This window comes from Virgibacillus tibetensis (assembly GCF_036026595.1).
Taxonomy (GTDB): domain Bacteria; phylum Bacillota; class Bacilli; order Bacillales; family Amphibacillaceae; genus Virgibacillus_P; species Virgibacillus_P tibetensis.
This window is the reverse complement of the sequence record NZ_JARZFX010000007.1, coordinates 80617-102892: the sequence shown is the minus strand read 5'-3', so window position 1 is coordinate 102892 and position 22276 is coordinate 80617. Positions and strand designations below refer to the sequence as shown.

The 22276-nt window shown below is 38.7% G+C and carries 25 protein-coding genes, 1 pseudogene and 1 other annotated feature; of the genes and pseudogenes, 9 read left to right on the top strand and 17 right to left on the bottom strand.

Annotation, left to right across the window (positions count from 1 at the left end; all coding sequences use genetic code 11):
- Positions 1–52: 52 nt before the first annotated feature.
- A complete protein-coding gene (locus tag QGM71_RS14165) occupies positions 53–1384 on the bottom strand; it encodes a sensor histidine kinase (protein ID WP_327608221.1) in 1332 nt (443 codons plus the stop codon).
- Positions 1384–2073, bottom strand: coding sequence for a response regulator transcription factor (locus QGM71_RS14160; protein WP_327608220.1), 690 nt, complete (start codon positions 2071–2073; stop codon positions 1384–1386). Before QGM71_RS14160 ends, QGM71_RS14165 begins: the two co-directional genes overlap by 1 nt.
- Positions 2074–3036: 963 nt before the next feature.
- Between QGM71_RS14160 and QGM71_RS14155 the strand changes: the two genes are divergently transcribed.
- Entirely contained in the window at positions 3037–4296 is a 1260-nt protein-coding gene (locus tag QGM71_RS14155) for a S1C family serine protease (RefSeq protein ID WP_327608219.1), read from the top strand.
- Positions 4297–4522: 226 nt separating this feature from the next.
- Positions 4523–5320 carry a zinc ribbon domain-containing protein gene (locus QGM71_RS14150; RefSeq protein WP_327608218.1) on the top strand — a complete coding sequence of 266 codons (798 nt, stop codon included), beginning with the start codon at positions 4523–4525 and terminating at the stop codon, positions 5318–5320.
- A 78-nt stretch (positions 5321–5398) separates the two neighbouring features.
- Here the strand turns inward: QGM71_RS14150 and QGM71_RS14145 are convergent, their stop codons facing one another.
- Positions 5399–6082, bottom strand: a complete 684-nt coding sequence (locus QGM71_RS14145; protein WP_327608217.1) for a TraR/DksA C4-type zinc finger protein — start codon at positions 6080–6082, stop codon at positions 5399–5401.
- 70 nt (positions 6083–6152) lie between these two features.
- Positions 6153–6599, bottom strand: coding sequence for a GNAT family N-acetyltransferase (locus QGM71_RS14140; protein WP_327608216.1), 447 nt, complete (start codon positions 6597–6599; stop codon positions 6153–6155).
- A gap of 180 nt (positions 6600–6779) precedes the next feature.
- Between QGM71_RS14140 and QGM71_RS14135 the strand changes: the two genes are divergently transcribed.
- On the top strand, positions 6780–7655 hold the full coding sequence (locus QGM71_RS14135; protein ID WP_327608215.1) for an NAD(P)-dependent oxidoreductase: 876 nt from the start codon (positions 6780–6782) through the stop codon (positions 7653–7655).
- 95 nt (positions 7656–7750) lie between these two features.
- On the opposite strand, the gene QGM71_RS14130 is transcribed toward QGM71_RS14135, so the two are convergent.
- The 3 genes from QGM71_RS14130 to QGM71_RS14120 all read right to left on the bottom strand — a co-directional run bounded on the left by QGM71_RS14130 (position 7751) and on the right by QGM71_RS14120 (position 9057).
- Positions 7751–8053 carry a hypothetical protein gene (locus QGM71_RS14130; RefSeq protein ID WP_327608214.1) on the bottom strand — a complete coding sequence of 101 codons (303 nt, stop codon included), beginning with the start codon at positions 8051–8053 and terminating at the stop codon, positions 7751–7753.
- A gap of 1 nt (position 8054) precedes the next feature.
- Positions 8055–8741, bottom strand: a complete 687-nt coding sequence (locus QGM71_RS14125) for a class I SAM-dependent methyltransferase (protein WP_327608213.1) — start codon at positions 8739–8741, stop codon at positions 8055–8057.
- Between the two features lie 118 nt (positions 8742–8859).
- Positions 8860–9057, bottom strand: coding sequence for a cold shock domain-containing protein (locus QGM71_RS14120; protein ID WP_327608212.1), 198 nt, complete (start codon positions 9055–9057; stop codon positions 8860–8862).
- 333 nt (positions 9058–9390) lie between these two features.
- Here QGM71_RS14120 and QGM71_RS14115 point away from each other — a divergent pair, with 333 nt between their 5' ends.
- The 4 genes from QGM71_RS14115 to QGM71_RS14100 all read left to right on the top strand — a co-directional run bounded on the left by QGM71_RS14115 (position 9391) and on the right by QGM71_RS14100 (position 11946).
- On the top strand, positions 9391–9675 hold the full coding sequence (locus QGM71_RS14115) for a hypothetical protein (protein ID WP_327608211.1): 285 nt from the start codon (positions 9391–9393) through the stop codon (positions 9673–9675).
- Between the two features lie 18 nt (positions 9676–9693).
- The gene (locus QGM71_RS14110) at positions 9694–10092 is read left to right on the top strand and encodes a spore coat protein (protein ID WP_327608210.1); all 399 of its coding nucleotides are present in this window, start codon (positions 9694–9696) and stop codon (positions 10090–10092) included.
- A gap of 241 nt (positions 10093–10333) precedes the next feature.
- Entirely contained in the window at positions 10334–11305 is a 972-nt protein-coding gene (gene trhO / locus QGM71_RS14105) for an oxygen-dependent tRNA uridine(34) hydroxylase TrhO (protein ID WP_327608209.1), read from the top strand.
- 161 nt (positions 11306–11466) lie between these two features.
- The gene (locus tag QGM71_RS14100; RefSeq protein ID WP_327608208.1) at positions 11467–11946 is read left to right on the top strand and encodes a glutathione peroxidase; all 480 of its coding nucleotides are present in this window, start codon (positions 11467–11469) and stop codon (positions 11944–11946) included.
- 199 nt (positions 11947–12145) lie between these two features.
- Here the strand turns inward: QGM71_RS14100 and QGM71_RS14095 are convergent, their stop codons facing one another.
- The 9 genes from QGM71_RS14095 to QGM71_RS14055 form a co-directional block, all read right to left on the bottom strand.
- Positions 12146–12868, bottom strand: coding sequence for an amino acid ABC transporter ATP-binding protein (locus QGM71_RS14095; RefSeq protein WP_327608207.1), 723 nt, complete (start codon positions 12866–12868; stop codon positions 12146–12148).
- The gene (locus QGM71_RS14090; RefSeq protein WP_327608206.1) at positions 12861–13520 is read right to left on the bottom strand and encodes an amino acid ABC transporter permease; all 660 of its coding nucleotides are present in this window, start codon (positions 13518–13520) and stop codon (positions 12861–12863) included. Before QGM71_RS14090 ends, QGM71_RS14095 begins: the two co-directional genes overlap by 8 nt.
- A 30-nt stretch (positions 13521–13550) precedes the next feature.
- Entirely contained in the window at positions 13551–14318 is a 768-nt protein-coding gene (locus tag QGM71_RS14085; protein WP_412081021.1) for a transporter substrate-binding domain-containing protein, read from the bottom strand.
- A 74-nt stretch (positions 14319–14392) separates the two neighbouring features.
- Complete coding sequence (locus tag QGM71_RS14080; RefSeq protein ID WP_327608204.1) at positions 14393–15553, bottom strand: M20 family metallopeptidase; 1161 nt, start codon at positions 15551–15553, stop codon at positions 14393–14395.
- Positions 15554–16035: 482 nt separating this feature from the next.
- A complete protein-coding gene (gene proS, locus QGM71_RS14075) occupies positions 16036–17475 on the bottom strand; it encodes a proline--tRNA ligase (protein WP_327608203.1) in 1440 nt (479 codons plus the stop codon).
- A 379-nt stretch (positions 17476–17854) separates the two neighbouring features.
- Positions 17855–18088: a binding site (T-box leader), on the bottom strand.
- Positions 18089–18135: 47 nt separating this feature from the next.
- Positions 18136–18669: a GNAT family N-acetyltransferase gene (locus QGM71_RS14070; protein ID WP_327608202.1), complete on the bottom strand. Its 534-nt coding sequence runs from the start codon at positions 18667–18669 to the stop codon at positions 18136–18138.
- Positions 18670–18697: 28 nt separating this feature from the next.
- Positions 18698–19249: a cysteine hydrolase family protein gene (locus QGM71_RS14065; RefSeq protein WP_327608201.1), complete on the bottom strand. Its 552-nt coding sequence runs from the start codon at positions 19247–19249 to the stop codon at positions 18698–18700.
- Positions 19250–19265: 16 nt separating this feature from the next.
- Positions 19266–20099, bottom strand: coding sequence for a bifunctional hydroxymethylpyrimidine kinase/phosphomethylpyrimidine kinase (thiD, locus tag QGM71_RS14060; protein WP_327608200.1), 834 nt, complete (start codon positions 20097–20099; stop codon positions 19266–19268).
- Positions 20100–20130: 31 nt separating this feature from the next.
- Complete coding sequence (locus QGM71_RS14055; RefSeq protein ID WP_327608199.1) at positions 20131–20616, bottom strand: DUF456 domain-containing protein; 486 nt, start codon at positions 20614–20616, stop codon at positions 20131–20133.
- A gap of 170 nt (positions 20617–20786) precedes the next feature.
- Here QGM71_RS14055 and QGM71_RS14050 point away from each other — a divergent pair, with 170 nt between their 5' ends.
- A complete protein-coding gene (locus tag QGM71_RS14050; protein WP_327608198.1) occupies positions 20787–21356 on the top strand; it encodes a M15 family metallopeptidase in 570 nt (189 codons plus the stop codon).
- An 86-nt stretch (positions 21357–21442) separates the two neighbouring features.
- Positions 21443–22035, top strand: a pseudogene (locus QGM71_RS14045) (VOC family protein); the annotation flags it as partial.
- Here the strand turns inward: QGM71_RS14045 and ytzI are convergent.
- Positions 22032–22208: a YtzI protein gene (gene ytzI / locus QGM71_RS14040; RefSeq protein WP_327608197.1), complete on the bottom strand. Its 177-nt coding sequence runs from the start codon at positions 22206–22208 to the stop codon at positions 22032–22034. The pseudogene QGM71_RS14045 and the gene ytzI sit on opposite strands and share 4 nt — an antisense overlap.
- Positions 22209–22276: the final 68 nt, after the last annotated feature.

Here is a 22276-nt window from a genome sequence, read left to right as displayed (position 1 = left end):
ATAATTATATCATAAAATCCCTTGTTATTTAGAATTTTTTGCAAAAAAAACACTACAAATGAAAAATAACCTCAAATTTTGCTCCTCCAAGCCCAGATTCACCTACATTAATTTCTCCGCCTGATTGTTCTACAATGGCACGTGCGATAGCCAGTCCTAGACCAGTTTCCCCATTCTTACCTTTTACAAACCGGTGGAAAATATGTGGAATTAAATTGTCGGCTATTCCTTCCCCATCATCTTCAACTGTAATTATAACCGCCCGGTTCTTTTTATAAACATGAATACCTACCTGACTTTTGGCATGACGAATCGCATTAAATGTTAAATTCAATAAAGCTCGCAATAATTTTTCTTCGTCGGCAAATAATGTAATATCATCATCTACATCCTGCTTGATTAGAATTTCTTTCTCATTGACTAAAGGCATCGTCCGGTCAATAACCTGATTAATCAATTCAGATGCATCAATCTTCTTAGGGTCATAGACATCAGGTTCACTATCAAGCTTAGCCAGGAGAATCATCTCATTAATAATCGCTTTCAAACGATTTACCTCGGTTACCATTACCTCTAATCCCTTTTCTTCATCCTTTTCATCAAAAATTTTATCCCGGATACCTTCAGCATAACCCTGAATTGTCATAAGAGGTGTTTTCAATTCATGACTGGCATTTTGAAAGAATGTCTGCTGTGACTTCATATACCTTTGTAATTCCTCAGACATTTCAAAAATGCTTTGTTCGACCTCCTTAATCTCTCCAGTTGCTTGAATTCGTTCAACTTCATCAAACTGTCTTTTTTCAATCTTTTTTAATTGTTGTTTTAGTTGTGATAAAGGAGTTACTAATTTATTTGTTAAAAAATAACTAAGTAACACTGCCGCAGCTGCTCCGATAAGAAATACAATAAACAAACGGAATATAAAATTTTGTTGTACTACCTGCAAATCATTCATCGGTGTCAGTAGGATCAGTTCAAGCCCAGTTGCTTCCGGATAAACTACTATCCTTGATGTTACATATTTATCATTTCCGTATTCCCACAGCATTTCACTCGTATCTTCAAAATTATTAGCTTGAAAAAAACCAGCAGTAACCCGACTTGACATAGTTGAATAAAATACTGCATTCTGATTTCTGTCATAAAGAAATAACTGTAAATCCTGATCTTGCAGAAAATCACTATATTGCTGAATATCCTGCCTCGTACCATATCGTTCATTTAAAACATCTACTAGAATTTCACCTTTTTGTTTCAGCTGCCTTTGTTCATCCTGAATCAACAAGTCTAATATTAATGAATAAATAACATAACCAGTAACAGTCATGATGACAAGAAGCAGGGTTGTAAACGCTGCGTTTAACTGATATTGGAGTTTCATTAGTGAGCCTCTTCATTCCGCAAACGATATCCATAGCCCCATACCGTTTCCAATGGAAGCGTTGCAAACTTTTTGCGTATTCGTTTAACTAAATCATCCACAGCCCGGTCACTTCCGAAATAATCATCTCCCCATACCTTTACTAATAATTCTTCCCGTGAAAAGGCTCTATTAACATTTTCCGCAAAGATCAGCAACATATCAAATTCCTTTGTCGTTACTTCCTGCTCCCGGTTATCCCAGAAGATACGCCTGTCATTTTTATAAATGAGTAAATCATCTACTTTTATTTTTTCCTGAGTGACCTCTTCAGCAACAGGTGATTGATTTATACGTTTAAACAATCGTTTGACACGCGCGACTAATTCCCTGGGACTGAATGGTTTCGTTAAATAATCATCTCCACCTAATTCTAATCCAAGTATTTTATCAATCTCTTCATCCTTTGCTGAAATAATCACAATAGGTACTTCGCTTTCGTTTCTTATTTTCCGGCAAAATTCGTAGCCATCCATTCCAGGAAGCATAATATCCAAAATCCACATATCAGGAGGGTTAGTTTCCCAGACCTTCCATGCAGCTTCAGCTGATCCTAAGACGGTTACGTAAAACCCTTCTTTTTTCAAATAGGCTGATACAATATTTTGGATATTTGAATCGTCCTCAACAACGCCAATATGATATCGCAACAAAATCACCTTTTTCGCTAATATGATTACTCAACTTTCGCACCACTGAAATATGTTCAAACAGTTAGTTGGATTAGACTTAGAACCCAAGTCTTTACGTTACTTTTTATCATCGCATTAGATATAAAGTGCGACGTAACATCGACGTTGATTTCCACTTCAGGCAGTCGCTTTCCGCGGGCAACGCTTCAGCCTCCTCGCGGAAGGCCACCGCTGCGGGGTCTTCAGACACGTGCTGTTCTAAGCACGAGTCGACCGATTTGTCATGACCGCTGCACCTACTTTCATTCAGCGATTACTTCACTTAATCGCGCGTTCGGCTTGGTTTATTCAGCGTTCGGACCGATTTATTCAGCGATTGCTTCACTTAATCCCGCGTTCACCCCGGTTTATTCAGCGATCACCTCTTTGAGCGAAGTATATTTCCAGAGCGGTTAGCTATTCCAGTGACAAGTTACTTCGTCTTATATATGTTTTGTGTAGAAAACAACATTTCTTTTCGGTGGGACGAGTAACCGCAATAGCTTTATTAGAGAAATTTTATGTGTATCCACACTGCTTAGAGCATCAAACAAGAACAGTTAATTCCAATTAAAAGACGACGTGAGCAGTGTTCTCCAGCCTTGCTAATTCTTTCAAGTCTATTTATCAATTTCAAGCTTGCGAAAGCTGAGTGATTATATATATTTTTACATAAGTCACTGAATGTGAACACTAATACGTTTTTTTACACAATTCTTCCACACTTATACCAAATTTATCCCTTTATCTAGCTATAAAATATAACCTACAGTTAAGTTATTCTACGCGATCCCACGTATCCGAATAACTCTTAACTTTGATGGCCTTATCGGGAGCAGACTGCTTGAGCACCCCCTCTATACCCCTTGAAAAAAATGCAATGGTAAGTCTGCTGCCCGTTATTGCTGGTTAAAAACATTGGAAAGGAAGGGCGGTCATAGTATGGAAAATAATGAGAATAAGTATGGTGATACACAGAACCGTTCTGAAGAAAATAATTCAATCCCTTTAGAAGAATCCATTCACAGCAATTCAACCAAAATTAAAAAAAACTATAAAAGCAAATCAGGACTGCATATTCTACTGGCCGGTATTGTTGGTGGAGTAATATCAGCCAGTATAATTGTTTTGTTAATGACAGCGAATATTTTACCACTTCAGCATTCATCGAATACATCTGCTTCAACACAGGAAAATACGACTCCGGATATGGTGAGGACTCTAGCGTCAGATAATGCAGAGCTAGCAAGTAATATTGCTGAAGTATCCGAGGCAGTCGTAGGTGTTATAAATCTTCAGCAACAGAGTGTCTGGACTCAAAGCGAGGAACAAGGCTCAGGTTCAGGTATTATCTATAAAAAGGAGAACAACAAAGCCTACGTTGTCACGAACCAACATGTTGTTGATGGGGCAAAAGAAGTCGAAATTGCACTGAATAATGATGAACGGATCCAAGCAACTGTTTTAGGAACTGATCCTCTTACGGATTTAGCCGTTTTGGAAGTGGATGGAGATAAAATTAATACTGTAGCAACCATGGGTTCATCTGAAGATTTACTCGTTGGCGAAACAGTTGCGGCTATTGGAAATCCTTTAGGTCTGGATTTTGCGAATACAGTGACAAAGGGTATCATCAGTGGGTTGAATCGATCTATTAGCGTGGATACAAATGGAGACCGACAGCCCGACTGGATTACTGAAGTAATTCAGACAGATGCTGCTATAAACCCGGGTAACAGTGGCGGGGCATTAGTGAATTCAAAGGGTGAGGTAATTGGAATTAACTCAATGAAGGTTGCCCAGCAAGAGGTAGAGGGGATTGGCTTTGCAATTCCTGTTAACGCTGCATTACCCATAATGGAGCAACTGGAAACGAATGGGGAAATTGAAAGACCATTAATTGGAATTAGTACTGCCCCTATTAACCAAGTTCCGCCTCAATACCGAAATGAAATTAACCTGCCGGATGATTTGGCAGGTGGAATGGTAGTCGCAGAAGTTCAAGCTGGTTCAGCCGCTGAAAAAGCCGGACTGCAACAATTTGATGTGATAACTAAAATTAATGATAATGAAATTACTTCAATACTCGAATTAAGAAAGTTTCTATATTCAGAAACCAACATAGGTGACGATATTCAGTTAGAGTTTTATCGGAACGGTGAACCGGAAAAAGTTAGCCTCGAGCTGCAAAAGCAGGATTAAATTCTTAATTAGCTCACCAAATATTACTCATTATTAACTTGAAGAAGGGAAAAGTTTCCCTTCTTTTTTTATTTTCTATCGTAAAATTTATTAAGTACACTACCGGTAATTTTAAGTATTTATTAAAATATTGCATATAAACAGGGATTTTATAGACTTGTGTCGAATAGGAATACGAAAAGGATAGTAAAAAATACTATCTTAAATAGTATAGAGGAGTGGTTACATGATATGTCCTAATTGCGGACAACATACGGAGAATGCGAAGTTTTGTACAAATTGCGGTGCAGTATTATCAGCTGAATCTGAAGCTGCAGCTGCCAGTCAAACGGAGGACAGCAAGGTTAGACCTGAATCATTATCAGGGACAGAAACTCAACAGACAACAGAAAAAGATCAATCAAAATCAAACGATACCGTTGATAATCTAAAAAGTGAGGTATTTAAATTTGGCAACTATTTTTTTAATACGCTAAAGAAACCGAGCGAAGCTCATAAGTCGAATGGCACGAATATGATTTCTGGCATTGCTACTATGGTTATTTTTTCTGTTCTTTACGCATTAGGCATTCATTTAGCCAGTAGAGAAATGAGTGTAATTTTCCAAATCTCCTTTTTTGATAGCTTCATTTTACCATTACTGCAATTTATTCTTTTATTTGCCTTATTAGCAGGACTAACTTTTGGAGGTACTAAGTTTGCAGCTCAAGCTGTTTCTTTTAAAGATGTTTTAGCTAAATTTGGTGCATATTCTGTTCCTTTTTTAGTTTTATCAGTGATTGGAGGCATATTCAGTGTTATTGGTCTTCCGTTAGCTGGAACAATCTTAATCTTAAGCCTGGTAGGTCCCTTGTTGCTAGTACCAACTTTTATACTTTTGGAACAGCCTGCAGCTGGATTTGATCGAATTTATGTGTTACTTGGAATTTATATTGTTTCATTAATTATAGCGGGATTCCTGGTACAGAATATCTTCGGCGTCTTTATGGGGGGTATGATGGACGGTTTCCTGGGCAGTTTCTGAATCTAGCTCGTATTATAGGTTTCACCAACCTCTAAGAACAGGAGTACCTACAGTTCTTGTGAACGTACTCCTGTTTAACTAATCCTCCTGATTACTTTCATAATCTTCCTCGTATTTAGTATGATTTGGCATAACGCCTTGAAATTTACCATCTCGATCTGCAGCCAAAAACCCCTCTAAATCTTCTGCATTTCCTACATTTTCTTCACTATTGGGATACATTTCATTATAATGATCCTGGTCTCCATATAAATCTGATGGTGTATCAGAAGTACCATAGCGACTTACCTCCTGCCAGGCGTCCTCAGCATCATAATTTACTTGTTCTTCTGCTGTTACTTCATCGGGATTTATATTCGGGCTGAAGACTTCTTCTTCAACTGTTCGACTCTGTTCAAATGTATTATCCGCAGCATGTTCCACGCAACGATCTGCTGTGGGCACTGCCATCAAACGATCATAAGGTATATCTTCCCCACATTTACTGCATATACCATAGGTCCCTTCTTCGATGGCATGAAGTGATTCATTGATCTCTTCCAGCTCTTTTTCAGCATGTTCGTTTAAAGCAATATCCTTTTCTCTTTCGAATAATTCTGTACCCATGTCTGCAGGATGGTTATCGTAATTGGAAAGCTCACTCATTGACTCTTTAACCAGTTCACGAGTCATACCAAAATGGTCCTGAACATGATTTATTAATTCTGTTTGGCGTTCTAGTAATACAGCTTTAAAGTGCGATAATTGCTCGCTTCTGATCATGAAGATCATCCTCCAATTTATTGATACTAATTAATAATTATACTATGTGTAAAACCTTTAATATGATTCTTTATTTTCTCTCCCAAATCATGTCAATATGAAGAATGTTATCCTCCAGATAGCTGTCCGAGACTTGTTTGAATCCCAAGTCTTTATAGAACTCTTTGAGGTAGACCTGTGCCTGAATCTTAATTTTGTCCTGACCCCAATCCGTTGTTACATAGGAAATTGCTTTTTGCATAATTTGCTTGGCATAACCTTTTCTCCGGTACTTTTTTACTACCATAACTCTGCCAATTGAAGGTTCAGCATATTTACTGTTGGCTGGAAGTATACGGACATTGGCTGCAACCTCATCATTAATTGTCAAAAAATAATGAATGGACTGTTGATCATAATTATCTAATTCAGGATAAGCACACGTTTGTTCCACTACAAACACATCGATTCGCGCTTTTATCAGCTGATATAATTCCTCATTTGTTAACTCGTTAAATGACTTTATATGCCATTTCATTTTCCACTACACTCCCTGTAATCCTGAGTTCATTGACCCCAAATTGATATTGATTATTGTACACTTTTTAACTATTTTTATCATTTCGAATACGCGTAATTCAGATGTATTTTTATATCAGGAAGGAATTAAGGAAGATTCTGTCGAATTTAGAACTAGAATAGAAAGGGGGAATATTCCATGGTAACAAACAAAACTAAAATCGGTTTCATAGGAACTGGCGTTATGGGAAAAAGCATGATATTAAATTTAATCCATGCTGGCTATTCCATAAGCATTCATACAAGGACGAAGCAAAAAGCTGAGGAACTAATAAATAATGGCGCAACCTGGAGGAATTCTGTTGCCGAATTATCCCAATCAGCTGAAGTGATAATTACGATGGTAGGTTATCCATCTGATGTCGAGGCGGTATACTTTGGAGAAAACGGCATTCTGGAGAATGCTAAACCCGGTACCTATGTAATTGACATGACAACTTCCAGTCCATCCTTAGCAATAGACATCTTTAACCAAGCACATCATAAGGGTATTTATGCGCTTGATGCACCTGTTTCAGGTGGAGATGTCGGCGCTCGAAATGGCACTCTAGCCATAATGGCGGGTGGTGATCAGCAAACCTTTGATACCATCTTGCCTATATTTGAAGTTGTTGGCCACAATATACTTTTACAAGGTAATGCAGGTGCTGGTCAGCATACAAAGTTAGCCAATCAGATTACAATAGCCTCGAATATGATCGGCGTTTGTGAAGCCATTCTTTATGCAAAAAAAGCCGGTCTAGACCCTGAACGTGTATTAAAAAGTATTACAACAGGTGCTGCCGGAAGCTGGTCATTATCCAATCTTGGGCCACGGATGATTCAAGGCGATTATGCGCCGGGTTTTTATGTGAAACATTTCATTAAAGATATGACGATCGCACTTGAATCCGCAGAAGAAATGGAACTAACAACACCCGGTCTTTCACTTTCATTAGAACTATATAAGGAACTTGCAGAAAACGGTGAAAATGACAGCGGCACACAGGCGCTAATTAAACTTTTTTCAAGCTAAGTAAGGACTTGGTAATATGAGTTAATGAATCGAGCGCAGAATTGTTATTCGCTCGATTCACTTAGCCTCATGCTCTGGTTACTAATGTTCAGCATCTATTTATTTTTTCTTTTTTCTATTTCTCCTTGTACAAGGAAAGCCAAATCATCATTTCCGAATAATTGCAGCACATTCAGCACTGCCAAATCGGATATCTCATCGGAATCTTTTGCTGGCACAGTTAATTCCAGGGCTTCTGTTAGCGCATTATTATTTATTTGATTCGGGTAAGCATTTTTGTACAACGTCCCTGGATCAATATCATTATTAATGCACCACTGCGCATAGATTAAAATCATCATCTTTTCATCTTTTTGGTAGTTTTCTATTATCTGTCTTTCCATTTCACTTTTATCCATATTATTCACCTACTTTTCGCAGCATAAAAACCCACATAAACGTTAATGCCTGCCTTAACTCCATTGGCAAGTCTTTATAATGATGCTCTTTAACACCTTCTTTATATACACCAAATCCATCAACATAATCCAGCCCGTTTTCAGAAGCAAGTTTTTGAAATTCCCATGGCATCATGGTATTTGCAATCGACTTTTCTCCATATACGCGTGGGTAACTAGTAGTTCTTGGACCTGCCGTAGGACCAAGCAACCCCACAAACAGAAAACCGTCTTTTCTTAAGACTCGTTTCACTTCGTTTATGGCTTCGTAAGGCACTTCCGTCCATTCAAGTACGTTAATGGCCATAATTCCATCAAAACTGTTATCTTCAAATGGCAAGGAACCTATATCACTTTGTGAAAACGTAATTTCCTCTTCTGCTAATTGCTGCTGGGCACGGGTAATCATTTCACTGGAAAGATCCACACCTGTAACACTGTAACCTGCCAAATGCAGCCTGAGGGAACCATACCCATCCCCACACCCTACATCGAGAATTCCGCTGCCTTTTTTAAGATTCTTTTCAATAAAAGGTACAATGTCCTTCCTACTACCACTATCCCACATGCTTTTACTTCGTTCATTCCAAAAGGCCGCCCTGCTGTCCCACTGGGATTCTGATTCTTTCTTCCAATTAAATGATTTCATTGCGCTGCCTCCACTTCTAATACATAGCTAACCTAAGATTTCGACATAGGTTTAAGTTAATCCTTCATAACCAAAAAAAGGTTTATCTCAACATGAGATAAACCTTTTATATTCTCTATTATAGACGAGTTACATTAGCTGCTTGTGGTCCACGGTTACCTTCAACGATTTCAAACTCAACTTCTTGACCTTCTTCAAGAGTTTTGAAACCTTCTGATTGAATAGCTGAGAAATGTACGAATACATCGTCCCCATCTTCACGTTCGATGAAACCGAAGCCTTTTTCTGCGTTAAACCATTTTACTTTACCAGTCATTTAAATGACCTCCTTATACAAATATCGTGCAAAGCAATTGAATCTTAAATACTTTTACACCACTTTGATAAGAGATCGTAAAGGTATTATTCAAATTTCAATTTTCTTTTGCTCTTATAACTTTAACCTTATCCAAAAAAAAATGCAAGTAATTTACAGGTTTTTTATAAAAATTATGCAGTAAAAAATCCGACTGTACGCCTACAGTATTTTCTCATTAAAATAGTGTTCTATTGCACAAATACCCATTTTCTTTATAACCACGGTAAACGCCCTGCCCGATATAGACTAATTCTATATAGTATCCTATGACCTCAGAAAGGAGAGATGACTATGACAAAAGAGAACTTGAACGGCAACTTAAACGAAATATCAAAGAGTTTGATTAACATGCATGTATCTGACTTATTAAACAAATACAATATTTCTAAGGAGAGTAATAAACTTAGAAAACTTTCTAATACCGAAAAAACGGAGCTTGCTGATTCAGTCAGAAATCTCCAAACACAAGCAGAAGCTTTTTTAAATGATACACGTAATAAGAATGGAAAAATAATAGCTCCTACACCAGAATCTCTGCGGAGAAGATTTGACAAAATCCAAAGAAATAAAAAGTAAATTTAAGGAGGGATATTTATGAGTAATAACACAACAAAATATTCAAATAAAGTAAGCCAGTTTGCTAATCAGATTTCAAAGCTGGAGCAATCTTCGAAGGAAGCAATCTTCGTTATTGATTCCAAAGACGTTACGGTTGATACCACGGACACACAAGTAGCTGTTTCATTGCAGGCTGCTCTCCAGGTAGCTATTGCTATCGTAATCAATATCTCCATTGAAGATGATGCACGAGCATCTAAAATTACTGAAGAGCTTATGAGTTATTCAAAAGTGGATCAGTCCAATAAACAGTTAATTGTAGTTGAAGGTTCTGAGGGAGTAACAGTAACTACAACCGATACTGATGTTGCAGTTTCCATTCAAGTTCTACTTCAAGTTCTTATAGCCTTGGTTGGGCAATTAGACCTTTTTTAACCTTGCAACCGCTAAATTATCAAGGAAGAAACATCTAACTGCCTCAAGAACATCTTATGCTTTCTTTGGGTGAATGACACTAATAAAGATAACTAATGCTAACCCTATTTGTACGGGGTTAGCATTTTTATGTTGAAATTCAGACTAATACTTGATAAAATATTATCTTGCAAGATTATAAAAAAATACCGACTACCAAACATTTATATCTTGCAAATATGAATGATAGGTGGTAATAGATATGGAAAGCAGTAAAAGTTATCAGGTTTTATTGTACTATAACTATGTTCACATTGAAGATCCCGAAGGCTATGCTAAAGAGCATCTTCAATTTTGTAAGGACTTAGAGTTAAAAGGAAGAATCCTTATTGCTCACGAGGGAATCAACGGTACCGTTTCTGGAACTGTTGAACAAACTGAAAAGTACATGACAGCAATGAACAATGATCCGCGTTTTGCTGATATGGTATTTAAAATAGATGAGCATGAAGGACATGCGTTTAAGAAAATGCATGTGCGTCCACGCAGTGAGTTAGTAACACTTCGCTTAGAAGATGATATTAACCCATTACAAACAACAGGTAAGCATTTATCCCCAAAGCAATTCTTTGAAGCAATGCAGGAGGAGGATACCGTTGTTATTGATGCACGGAACGACTATGAATATGATCTAGGTCATTTCCGGGGTGCAATTCGCCCAGACATTGAGGCATTTCGCGAATTACCTGATTGGATCCGGAAAAATAAGGACCAAATCAAAGGTAAAAAAGTCTTAACCTACTGTACTGGTGGTATCCGATGCGAAAAATTCTCCGGTTGGTTAGTCGAAGAAGGCTTCGAGGATGTAGGTCAGCTCCATGGTGGTATTGTTACGTATGGTAAGGATCCGGAAGTTCAAGGTGAATTATGGGATGGGCAATGCTATGTATTTGATGAGCGAATTGCAATTCCCATCAATCGAAAAGAACATGTTGTAGTCGGCGTAGACTATTTCGATGGAAAACCTTGTGAACGCTATGTAAACTGCGCGAATCCTGTATGTAATAAACAAATTCTCTGCTCAGAAGAAAATGAGCATAAATATATGCGTGGCTGCACACATGAATGCAGGGTCAGCCCACGAAACATGTATGTGAAAGAACATGATCTAACAGAAAAAGAAATCAATCACAGACTTGAGTTACTTGGTGAAAGCATGATACAGGAAGCGTGAAAAAAGACGGCCATAGGGTCGTCTTTTTTTTAGTAGGCAGCACATTTGAAAGAGGAAAGGAGAATGCGGACTTCGTGAACGGAATAGCGCACAATTTTAAATCCATTATTTTGACAGGTTATCACTCCATTGCTATCCTTTGGGAAAGGAGGTCCATACACATGAGTGTCTATGATTTTTCTGCTAAAACAATGCTTGGGGAAGATAAACCCCTATCTGATTATCAAGGCAAAGTACTTCTTATCGTAAATACGGCAAGTGAATGTGGATTTACTCCACAATTCAAAGGACTCCAAGAGCTGTTTGAAACGTACAAAGATCAAGGCTTTGAAGTACTTGGCTTTCCATGTAACCAGTTTAATAATCAAGATCCTGGTTCAGATTCCGAAATCTCTCACTTTTGTCAGAAGAACTATGGTGTGTCCTTCCAAATGTTCAGTAAAGTTGACGTAAAAGGCGAAAACGCTCACCCGCTTTTTGTCTATTTAACTGAAGAGGCGAAGGGGATGCTGACGAAGCAGATAAAATGGAACTTCACGAAGTTTCTGATCGACAAAAATGGTAATGTAATTGACCGGTATGCTCCACAAACAAAACCGGAAAGTATTGAGAATGATATCGAAAAAGTGCTGAACGCCTAATAAAAACACGCAATGAATTTAGTGAATAAATTCATTGCGTGTTTTTAGTTCTACTGGAAAGGTCTACACCACAGTTTATATTAACAACTAGGTGGGCGGAGTAAGCGCAAAATGCTTCACTGAAATATACTGCCCTGCTTTTGTACCGAGTAATGGGCAGGTACAGGTATAGTCCCAATCTTTCAGTAAACAACCTTCATTAAAGTACTTTAGCCAGAAAATCCTTTGCACGTGCAGTTTTGGGGTGATTAAAGAAAGTTGCTGGCTCGCCTTCTTCCATTAAATTCCCGTCATCTAAAAACATAACTCGGTCAGCAACTTCTTTAGCAAAGTTCATTTCATGTGTAACAACGACCATGGTCATCCCTGTGTTCGCCAAATCCTTCATAACGTCCAGCACTTCTTTAACCATTTCGGGATCCAGTGCAGAAGTGGGTTCATCAAATAACATGATATCTGGTTCCATTGCCAAGGCTCTTGCTATAGCAACACGTTGCTTTTGTCCTCCGGATAATCTATTTGGATAAGCTTCCTCTTTATCGGTTAAACCAACTTTTGCAAGCAGCTGCTTCGCTATATCCTCTGCATCCTCTTTTTTTGTTCCTTTTACTTTTTGTGGTGCATAAGCTACATTTTCCAACACTTTCATATGAGGAAATAAATGAAAATGCTGAAAAACCATCCCAATATTTCTTCTAACTGCTAACTTATCCACATTTGGATCTGTTATTACTTTTTCATCTATTTTAATTTCTCCAGAAGTGGGCTGTTCCAATAAGTTCAGACACCTTAAAAAGGTTGATTTACCAGACCCGGACGGCCCAATAACAGCTACTACTTCTCCCTGTTTTATTGTTGTCGTAATATTTTTCAATACCGTGTTTTTGCCAAATACTTTTGTTATATTTTCTGCTTTAATCACTTTGTCTGAGCCTCCGTTCGATAACTTTACCGATCTGCGTCAGTACATAAACTATTACCCAATAAATTAAACCAGCAAATAGTAATGCCTCAAAATTACGGAAAAGCCCTGCGCCGGCTATTTGAGCCCGCCGCATAATATCCAAATAACCAATAGTGGATACAAGTGCAGATTCCTTTGTCAGGGTAATAAATTCATTCATTAATGCTGGCAGAATATTTTTAAACGCTTGTGGTAAAATGATGTTCTGCATCATTGGTTTGTAAGGAACACCTAGTGCCTCTGCAGCTTCTGTCTGTCCTTTATCAACCGCCAATATTCCACCACGGATTATTTCTGATACATATGCCGCAGAATTTAATCCAAATGCCAGTACTGCAGATAAAAAGGCGGATATATCATACTCTGTTAACTGCGGTACGGCAAAATAAATAATCATTAATTGCAGAATTAACGGAGTTCCCCGAAAAATCGATGTATATGCATCAGCTACCCATTTCAATAAAGGTTTCTTAGTAATCTTACATAATGCCAGTAGTATTCCTAGTATAAATCCAAACACAATTGACACACTTACAAATTTTAATGTGGCCCATATCCCCTCTAAAATAAAAGGAATATAAGGCACGATTTGGGCAAAGTCCAAGTTCATGCCTTAACACCTCGTTCCTCTCTATAGCTGTTATTTATCGTCTGATAACCATTTATCTTTTAACTTTTGCATTTCTCCGTTTTCTTCCAATTCATTTAAAATATCATTTATATCGTCAACTAAGCCCGCATCTTTTGGAAATGCAATTCCCATACCTGGTGAACTAGTTGTAGGATCATCAAATCCAGTAACACCTTGTTCCTCTATATAGCCAACGGCAACGGTCTTGTCCATATAAGCTACATCAATTCTATTTGAGTTTAGTTCCTGTATTAAAAGTCCAGAATCGTCAACCTTCTTAATTTCAAAACCATATTCTTCTCTCAGTGCTTCAGCGCCTTCTTCCTGGATAGTCCCAAGCTGCACACCGATGATTTTTCCCTTCAGGCTTTCTAGATCATCAATATCTGAATCAGCTTTCGTTAAAAACATTTCACCGGAATGATGATATTCGTTGGAGAAGTCCACATTTTGCTTACGATTTTCCGTTGCAGTCATTCCCGACATTACCATATCAACACGGCCGGACTGTAAGGCACCTATTAATCCGTCAAATTTCATATCCTCAATTTCAAGTTCATATCCTAACTCTTCTGCAATCAACTTCGCTAAGTCTATATCAAAACCTTCAAAGTCTCCTTTTGTATCACGTGATTCAAATGGCGGAAAGTCTGCTGATGTGGCCATCTTCAGTACCTTCTTATCTTCAGCCTTGTCAGATCCAGAGCTAGCTTCATTGTTTTCTCCACAAGCTGCAAGTAACCCGATTAATAAAACAAACATAATAACTTTAACCATTGAAAATTTCATACATCTCGCTCCCTCATATTTATACTTTTATTTGTATTTTTATACATTATAGTGAATAAAAATTAGTGCTTATTTTTAAATTCGGATCTTATTTTTTCCAGTAAAGATTTATCTGTTATAACATCATACCCCGTGTTGGCTAAAGCCAGTGCTCCAAGAGCAATAGTTTTATGCCCCTCTTTTGTTACTGTTTTATCGGCGAATTCCTTTGTATGAGCAATCAATCCTTGTTCATTCAACCCGATATATGGGTGAATCGCTGGAATAACCTGACTGACGTTCCCCATATCAATAGATCCGTAGCTTAATTTTGATGAATGAATTGGTTGATTACTGATTTTCCTAAGGTTATTCGTAAAAGTCTCCGATAGTGTCTGGTTCGTAATCATATTGTCATAGCTTAATTCATAATTGGATACTTCCAATACTGCACCTGTCATCAGTGCTGCCCCATGAGCAATGTTTGTTACTTTATCCACAACTTCATTTAAATATCTACGCTCTTTTGCTCGAATATAAAATTGGGCAACTGCTTTATCGGGAACTACATTTGCAGCGACGCCACCTTCTGAAATAATTCCATGCATCCGCACATCTGATGTAACATGCTCTCTTAGTGCATTAACACCATTAAATAATTGAATAACACTGTCTAATGCATTAATTCCCTTTTCTGGTGAAGCTGCTGCATGAGAAGATTTCCCCGAATATGCAAACTGCACGGCATCCATTGCAAGTGAATCACCACTCTCATATGACTGATCACCAGGATGAACGATCAATGCAACATCAATATTGTCAAAAATCCCTTCATCACTCATTGGAACCTTTGCACCATTGGTTTCTTCTGCAGGCGTGCCCAGAACTACAACACTACCTCCTATTTCACTTAATATTTTACTTAGAGCAACTGCTGCCCCAACACTCATTGTCCCAATCATGTTATGGCCACACCCATGTCCAACCCCTGGCAATGCATCATATTCAGCTAAATATGCAATCGTTGGTCCAGGTATTTCACTTTTAAATTCAGCTTTGAAAGCAGTCGGTCTATTTACAATTCCTGTTTCTATCGTAAATTTATGTTCCGCTAAATAATTAGTTAATAACTTCATAGATTCGTATTCTTGATCCCCTAGCTCAGGATTGTTATATAGATAATCACTCATATCCCATAACTTATCTTGTATTTTATCTATCTCTTCACTTATTTTACTTTTCATATCGTCCTCCGCTTTGATGTATATTTATGAATTAATATGTATATTTATACCACAGTATCTATAGTAAATGCAATAGTTTTTTTAAAAAAAGTTATATTGCTGCACCTATTTCACCGCTTCTGTGTACGAACAAAGGCGCAGGGCACCCGATTATTGCCGTACGACCTGCGCCCGCGCACCCGAGGGTGGGTCGACGTTGCCGTGCAAAGCGGCGTAGTTAGTCGATCTTCCACTACCCGTATGAGATAAAGGAAACATGCCCCTTCATAGGGGTATGCCGACGTTGGGCGCAAAGCCCGGTTTTAGTCGGCCTTCCTTATCCGTAGCGAATCGATGTTGAGTTAGATTAAGGAGGAGCCAAAAGGGCGCTAGGCAATGGGCGCTTGCGCCGGACGTGGCTGTTTAATTGTAAGAATTAATTGCATCCAAAAATTTCCTATGTATAGAAAAAGGGCGCCATGATCGGCGCCCCCTCTTCTATATTAATATGCTTTAGCCCAGTATACTAATTCTTTTGCTTCTGTACCACAGCATACACATGTATCTGAAACAGATTCCTGTTCAAAAGGGATACAGCGTGATGTTGCTTGTGTCTCTTCTTTAATTTTTTCTTCGCAGGCTAGTGCGCCACACCACATTGCTTTAATGAATCCCGGATTTTCATCAAGTGTTTCTTTGAATTCACCCATATTCTTTACAATGCTGGTTTTTTCCTCACGATGCTTAGCTGCTTTATTGAACAAATTCTGTTGAATCTCTTCCAAAAGTACTGGTAAGCGATCCTCAAGTTCTGTAAGTGCAATAAATTCTTTCTCGCCCGTATCACGTCGAACCAGAACAACTTGTTCTTTTTCAATATCTTTAGGTCCCATTTCTATACGAACTGGAATACCCTTCATCTCATACTCATTAAATTTCCATCCTGGCATTTTGTCACTGCCATCAATACCAACCCGAACAAGGTTTTTCAATCGATCACGTAACTCATACGCCTTGTCCAGAACACCCTCTTTATGTTGGGCGATTGGAACAATCATTGCTTGTGTTGGTGCAATGCGTGGTGGAATTACTAGCCCGCGATTATCCCCATGCACCATTATTAGTGCACCAATTAAGCGTGTTGTAATTCCCCATGATGTTTGGTGAACATGCTTGCTGTCACCATTCTCATCTAAATACGTAATATCAAATGCTTCTGCAAAACCAGTACCAAAATGGTGTGATGTACCAGATTGCAATGCTTTTCCATCATGCATTAAGCTTTCAATTGTTAATGTATAATCTGCTCCAGCAAACTTCTCTTTATCTGTTTTGCGCCCTCGTAAAACAGGAATCGCAAGGTGATTTTCAACTACATCAGCATATACACCGAGCATTTTATCCGTTTCTTCTGCTGCATCTTCATAGGTTGCATGTGCTGTGTGGCCTTCCTGCCATAAAAATTCAAGAGAACGCAAGAATGGACGAGTCGTTTTTTCCCAGCGAACGACATTGCTCCACTGATTATAAAGGACTGGCAGGTCACGATAGGAATGAATATTTTTCGAATAGTATTCACAGAAGAGCGCTTCCGAGGTCGGACGTACTACTAGACGTTCTCCTAATTCCTCGTCTCCTCCATGTGTAACCCAAGCCACCTCTGGCGCAAATCCTTCCACATGGTCTTTCTCTTTTTGTAACAAACTTTCTGGGATGAATAATGGGAAAGATACATTGGAGTGACCAGTTTCTTTAATTTGACGATCCAGCTCATCGCGGATGTTTTCCCAGATGGCAAAACCTTCTGGCTTAATAATCATTGTTCCACGAACAGGACCATAATCAACTAAATCAGCCTGTTTTACCACGTCTGTATACCACTGTGCGAAATCATCTTCCATAGCTGTTACTTTTTCAACAAACTGCTTATTTTTCTTACCCATACTGAACACCTCTTTATATAATTTTTTCTTAGTAAACACAACAAAGGCGCAAGCGCCCGGTTATTGCCGTACGACCTGCGCCCGCGCATCGCGGGTGGGTCGACGTTGCCGTGCAAAGCGGCGTAGTTAGTCGATCTTCCACTACCCGCATGAGATAAAGGAAACATGCCCCTACATAGGGGTATGCCGACGTTGGGTGCAAAGCCCGGTTTTAGTCGGCCTTCCTCATCTGTAGCGATTCGATGTTGACTTATCGTAAGGAGGAGCCGGAAGGGCGCTAGGCAATGGGCGCTTGCGCCGGATGAGGCTGATTCGGATGTTAACTTATCCACAACCTCAAAATTTTATAGTTCTTAGACAACAAAAAATCCTCCATCCGAAAAGGGACCGAGGTTTGGTGGTACCACCCTTGTTTGCAATGTTTTCAATAACATTACACACTTAGCTTGATAACGGTAATGAACCGCGCACATCTTAACAGTATGATTATACATACCTTTCTGACGGCGAACTCAAAGGCAGGTTCTAACTTGTGTCTTTGGAAAGTCCCAGCAACCATTTCCTCTCTGAAAAAGACAAATCAAATTATACTAATCCTTATCGATGCTTCGTATAGTATATTTCTAAATATATAGGGATGTGAAAGCAAAGTCAAGGGCACTACTGCAGGGTTTTCTCGTATATTGAAAACTTATCCTCCGCTTCGCCCACATGCCCAACAAATCGGTATCCTGCTTTTTGATAAAAACGATTCAAAACGGGATTATTCGCGATACAGTCCAATCTTAAAAAACCGCCCTCTAATTCAATGTTTTCTTCGATCCAGTTCAACGCTTTCCAGCCAATCTGTTTGTTATGGTGATTTTTATGTACAGCTAATCGGTGGATATAATAGGCCAGATCATCGCGTTTTCCCCACATAGCTACATCCCAGCTGTTCTGCTTCGAAGAAAAATTAAAGGTGGCTACCGGTTCGTCTTCAGCAGTTAGGACAACATAGGTAATACCTTCACGGATATCCTCTTCGATCTCCTCTATAGTAACATCATTATGCAGATGCTCCCATTGAGAAATACCCTTATCCTCCAACCAGCTTGCCGCATCGCGTAAAATCTGAAAAACTAATGCACTATCTGATACTGTAGCTTTTTTTACTTTATAATTATCAAATGTACTATTTCCGAAAAACTCCACGCTTAACGCACCCCCCCTGCTTAAATTCCTAAACTACTTTAGCACCTAACGTATTTGTAAAATGGCCCAGCGCCCAATCATGTCCTGCTTCATTAAAACTGGCAACAGCGTCCTTATGAACCACAATAGAAAACCCTTTATTGTAGGCATCGATTGCAGTATGCAATACACAAATGTCCGTACAGACACCGATTATATGAACTTCTTCAATTCCACGTTCACGTAATTTAATTTCTAAGTCTGTACCTGCAAAAGCACTGTAACGTGTTTTGTCAAAGTAATATACATTTTCTTTATCCTTGATATTGTCATATACATCTGCCAGTTTGCCGTACAGCTGACGACCAGATGTACCTGCGATATTATGCGGCGGAAACAAGGCAGATTCAGGATGAAGCGCGTCTCCCTCATTATGTTTATCAATAGCGAAAGCTACAAAATCACCTGCCTTCACAAATTCCTCTGTCAATGATACTACCTTTTCCTCAATTGCCTGCCCAGGCTCCCCGCATGTGAGTTTCCCATCTTCCGCTACAAAGTCATACGTGTAATCAACATTAAGTAAAACGCGTTCCCCCATTTTTTCTCCTCCTAGTTTAAGTTATTTCACTCACTATAATCTTATGTGCTTCCCCATTATTTCTCATGGCAGCATGATAGGTTGGACCGACCATATCTGTATAAGAAAAACCATGTTCAATTGCTGTTGTAACAAAACTTTTAGCCATTAACACAGCATCTGCAATGTGGTTCCCTTTAGCTAGATAGGCTGCTATTGCTGCTGAATACGTACAACCAGCTCCACTCGTATTGACGGTATTAATTCTGGGTGCTTCATACTGTTTAATAGTCTTCCCATCATACAATATATCAATAGCCGGACCTTCCAACCTGCCACCTTTGACTAATACATAGTTAGACCCTAACTGATAAAGATCCACTGCAGCTTCCCTTAAGTCAGCAACACTGTTTAAGGCTCTGCCACCTAACAGGAGTGAGGCTTCAGGTATATTTGGTGTCATTATGGTAGCTAACGGCAGAAGTTTCTCCTTTAATGCCTCAATTGCATCATCCTCCAGAAGCTTGGAATCCAATTTTCCAACCATAACAGGATCAACTACTATATTTTTTACCGGATGTCTGTTTATAAGAGAGACTGTTGTTTCGATAACTTCCTTTGAAAACAACATTCCTGTCTTCAACCCGTCTGCACCTACTTGCTTCATGGCTGTGTGAAATTGGGCTTCTATTGCTTCTATTGTTTGGGGGTGCACATTCTTGTCCGTTTCCGGATGCCTCCCAACAATTGCGGTAACAACACTCATACCATAAACATCAAGCTCCTGGAATGTTTTTAGATCCGCTTGGATACCGGCACTTCCCCCAGCTGCAGATCCTGCTATTGTAATAACTCGTGATGGATACTTCATTTGCTTGCAAATCCCCTTATTCTTAATAAATTTAAAATAATAGTACGACAATAAACCATACAATCATAATGAATTGAATTACAACCTTTGCAAACGCTCCCCCCAAGAAACCGATAAGTGAGCCGATTGATGCCCGTAATGCTTCATTTGGGGTTTTGCTTTGAGTCATTTCAATAAGAAATACGACTATAAAAGGAACAATAAGTATTCCAAAAGGCGGGATAATGAAGGAACCGATAATTACAGCAAATGCTGCTCCCATCTCACCTCGTTTACTTCCGCCAAATTTTTTGACGAAGTAACTATTTGCAATAATGTCGGCACAGATCAGAATTACTGTAAATACGCTCATCGCAATCCAAAACAAGATAGTAAGTTCATTGGAATTCAGTACAAAATGATAAAGCAGGAAACCTATCCATAAAACAAGTACTGATGGAATAATCGGAAAGATTATCCCTGCAAAACTTACAATAAATAATGCGATAATAATAATCCATATAATAATATCCAGCATTTCATCCTCCTACTAATAACAACACGGGATTCTTGTTACTATAATAATACGTTTATCGCTGACTATTATCAAACGTATTTAAATGAAATAATAAGTATAATTATGGTGTCACTACACTGCGATCTGATAAAATGATGGTAAGGAACTTAATTAGAGGGGAACTTCACAACATGAAAGGCCTTGTAAAAATAATACAAACATGGACTTTAATTATTATATTCATCATATTACTTATCAGTTTTTATAACCAAATGGAAGAAAATCATCTAGACCTTGGAAAGGATGCTCCAATTCCAACCGATTTGCACCCAGTAGTAGAGGAAAATAAAAATATCCTTATTAAGCAGGCTGCAGCTATTGAAATTGATGTTGTTATTACAGAAGGCACACGATCAATCTCAAGACAAAACAAATTATTTGAACAAGGCAGATCAACAGGTGGAAACATTGTAACCCATGCAAAAGGTGGAGAATCTTATCACAATTACGGTTTGGCAATTGATTATGCGTTAAGAAACTCAAATGGGGAAATCATCTGGGATATTCATTATGATGGAAATAACAACGGGGAGCCGGATTGGTTTGAAGTTGCTGAACTAGCAAAAGGTCTAGGCTTCGAATGGGGTGGAGACTGGAGTAACTTCAGAGATTACCCCCACCTGCAAATGACGTTCGGGTTAAGTATCAGTCAGCTTCAAAGAGGACTGCGCCCGGATTATGAAGAGAACACAGAAGAATAAGGCACAAGCAAAGACACTTTTTTAGATGAGATATCTGTTGGAATTAAAAGGATTACACCACGTATCTGCAATCACAGCAAATGTAAGAGACAAACATAGGTGTTAAAGGAGGAAAAGTATGGAAACACAGTCCGGTACCTGCTGAGAAGGGAATTATTGGTCTGGGCCCTAGCAAACTGACAGTAAAGAACCCTGCTCCAACGATTACCATCCTTACAGAAATCCTGACATTTAAACAGGTGGATAGTTACCCTTCTTCAGTGGATGGGCAGCAGGATATTCTCGTTTTTTCTACAGGTAAAGGTGGTACAGGTGCAGAGGTCCATCTTGAAGTACGAAAGGATCTCCCACCAGAAAGACCAGGTCGTGGAAGTGTTCACCATGTGGCATTTCGTGTAGAAAGTGAAGAAGAGTTAGCTGAATGGCTGAATGGCGTAATCGATTAAAGCAACAACGCATTCCTAATTCCGGGGTAGTTGAGCGCTACTATTTTAAATCTCTTTATTTTAGAGAACCAAACGGCATCCTATTTGAGCTCGCTACCGACGGGCCACGGTTCATGACAGACGAAACGAAGGATCAGTTAGGTGAGTCTTTAGCCTTACCACCATATTTTGAAGAGCAACGCAAAGAAATTGAAGCAAAATTAGATCCATTATACACGAAAAGATCGCACTAAAGAGTACGATCTTTTTCTTTTATTTCCTGCTTAGAAGAATCTGATTCCTCCTCATCCTCTGTTGGCAAAGGATCAACCTTGTGTCTGTATGCATACCCCTTGGAGATTGTAATTAGAGACAGTACAAGTACCATCAAGGTGATAGCAATTCCTACAATATAAATTGTCGTCATTAAAAATACTCCTTTATTTATGTGTTCACATAGCTTCGCTGATTTGAAACAACGTAACTAATTACTAG

Excerpts from the sequence above, each read along its gene's own strand:
- QGM71_RS14165 (WP_327608221.1), bottom strand. The coding sequence starts at position 1,384 with ATGAAACTCCAATATCAGTTAAACGCAGCGTTTACAACCCTGCTTCTT.
- QGM71_RS14155 (WP_327608219.1), top strand. The coding sequence starts at position 3,037 with ATGGAAAATAATGAGAATAAGTATGGTGATACACAGAACCGTTCTGAA.
- QGM71_RS14150 (WP_327608218.1), top strand. The coding sequence starts at position 4,523 with ATGATATGTCCTAATTGCGGACAACATACGGAGAATGCGAAGTTTTGT.
- QGM71_RS14145 (WP_327608217.1), bottom strand. The coding sequence starts at position 6,082 with ATGATCAGAAGCGAGCAATTATCGCACTTTAAAGCTGTATTACTAGAA.
- QGM71_RS14140 (WP_327608216.1), bottom strand. The coding sequence starts at position 6,599 with ATGAAATGGCATATAAAGTCATTTAACGAGTTAACAAATGAGGAATTA.
- QGM71_RS14135 (WP_327608215.1), top strand. The coding sequence starts at position 6,780 with ATGGTAACAAACAAAACTAAAATCGGTTTCATAGGAACTGGCGTTATG.
- QGM71_RS14130 (WP_327608214.1), bottom strand. The coding sequence starts at position 8,053 with ATGGATAAAAGTGAAATGGAAAGACAGATAATAGAAAACTACCAAAAA.
- QGM71_RS14125 (WP_327608213.1), bottom strand. The coding sequence starts at position 8,741 with ATGAAATCATTTAATTGGAAGAAAGAATCAGAATCCCAGTGGGACAGC.
- QGM71_RS14120 (WP_327608212.1), bottom strand. The coding sequence starts at position 9,057 with ATGACTGGTAAAGTAAAATGGTTTAACGCAGAAAAAGGCTTCGGTTTC.
- QGM71_RS14115 (WP_327608211.1), top strand. The coding sequence starts at position 9,391 with ATGACAAAAGAGAACTTGAACGGCAACTTAAACGAAATATCAAAGAGT.
- QGM71_RS14110 (WP_327608210.1), top strand. The coding sequence starts at position 9,694 with ATGAGTAATAACACAACAAAATATTCAAATAAAGTAAGCCAGTTTGCT.
- trhO (WP_327608209.1), top strand. The coding sequence starts at position 10,334 with ATGGAAAGCAGTAAAAGTTATCAGGTTTTATTGTACTATAACTATGTT.
- QGM71_RS14100 (WP_327608208.1), top strand. The coding sequence starts at position 11,467 with ATGAGTGTCTATGATTTTTCTGCTAAAACAATGCTTGGGGAAGATAAA.
- QGM71_RS14090 (WP_327608206.1), bottom strand. The coding sequence starts at position 13,520 with ATGAACTTGGACTTTGCCCAAATCGTGCCTTATATTCCTTTTATTTTA.
- QGM71_RS14085 (WP_412081021.1), bottom strand. The coding sequence starts at position 14,318 with ATGGTTAAAGTTATTATGTTTGTTTTATTAATCGGGTTACTTGCAGCT.
- QGM71_RS14080 (WP_327608204.1), bottom strand. The coding sequence starts at position 15,553 with ATGAAAAGTAAAATAAGTGAAGAGATAGATAAAATACAAGATAAGTTA.
- proS (WP_327608203.1), bottom strand. The coding sequence starts at position 17,475 with ATGGGTAAGAAAAATAAGCAGTTTGTTGAAAAAGTAACAGCTATGGAA.
- QGM71_RS14065 (WP_327608201.1), bottom strand. The coding sequence starts at position 19,249 with ATGGGGGAACGCGTTTTACTTAATGTTGATTACACGTATGACTTTGTA.
- thiD (WP_327608200.1), bottom strand. The coding sequence starts at position 20,099 with ATGAAGTATCCATCACGAGTTATTACAATAGCAGGATCTGCAGCTGGG.
- QGM71_RS14055 (WP_327608199.1), bottom strand. The coding sequence starts at position 20,616 with ATGCTGGATATTATTATATGGATTATTATTATCGCATTATTTATTGTA.
- QGM71_RS14050 (WP_327608198.1), top strand. The coding sequence starts at position 20,787 with ATGAAAGGCCTTGTAAAAATAATACAAACATGGACTTTAATTATTATA.
- ytzI (WP_327608197.1), bottom strand. The coding sequence starts at position 22,208 with ATGACGACAATTTATATTGTAGGAATTGCTATCACCTTGATGGTACTT.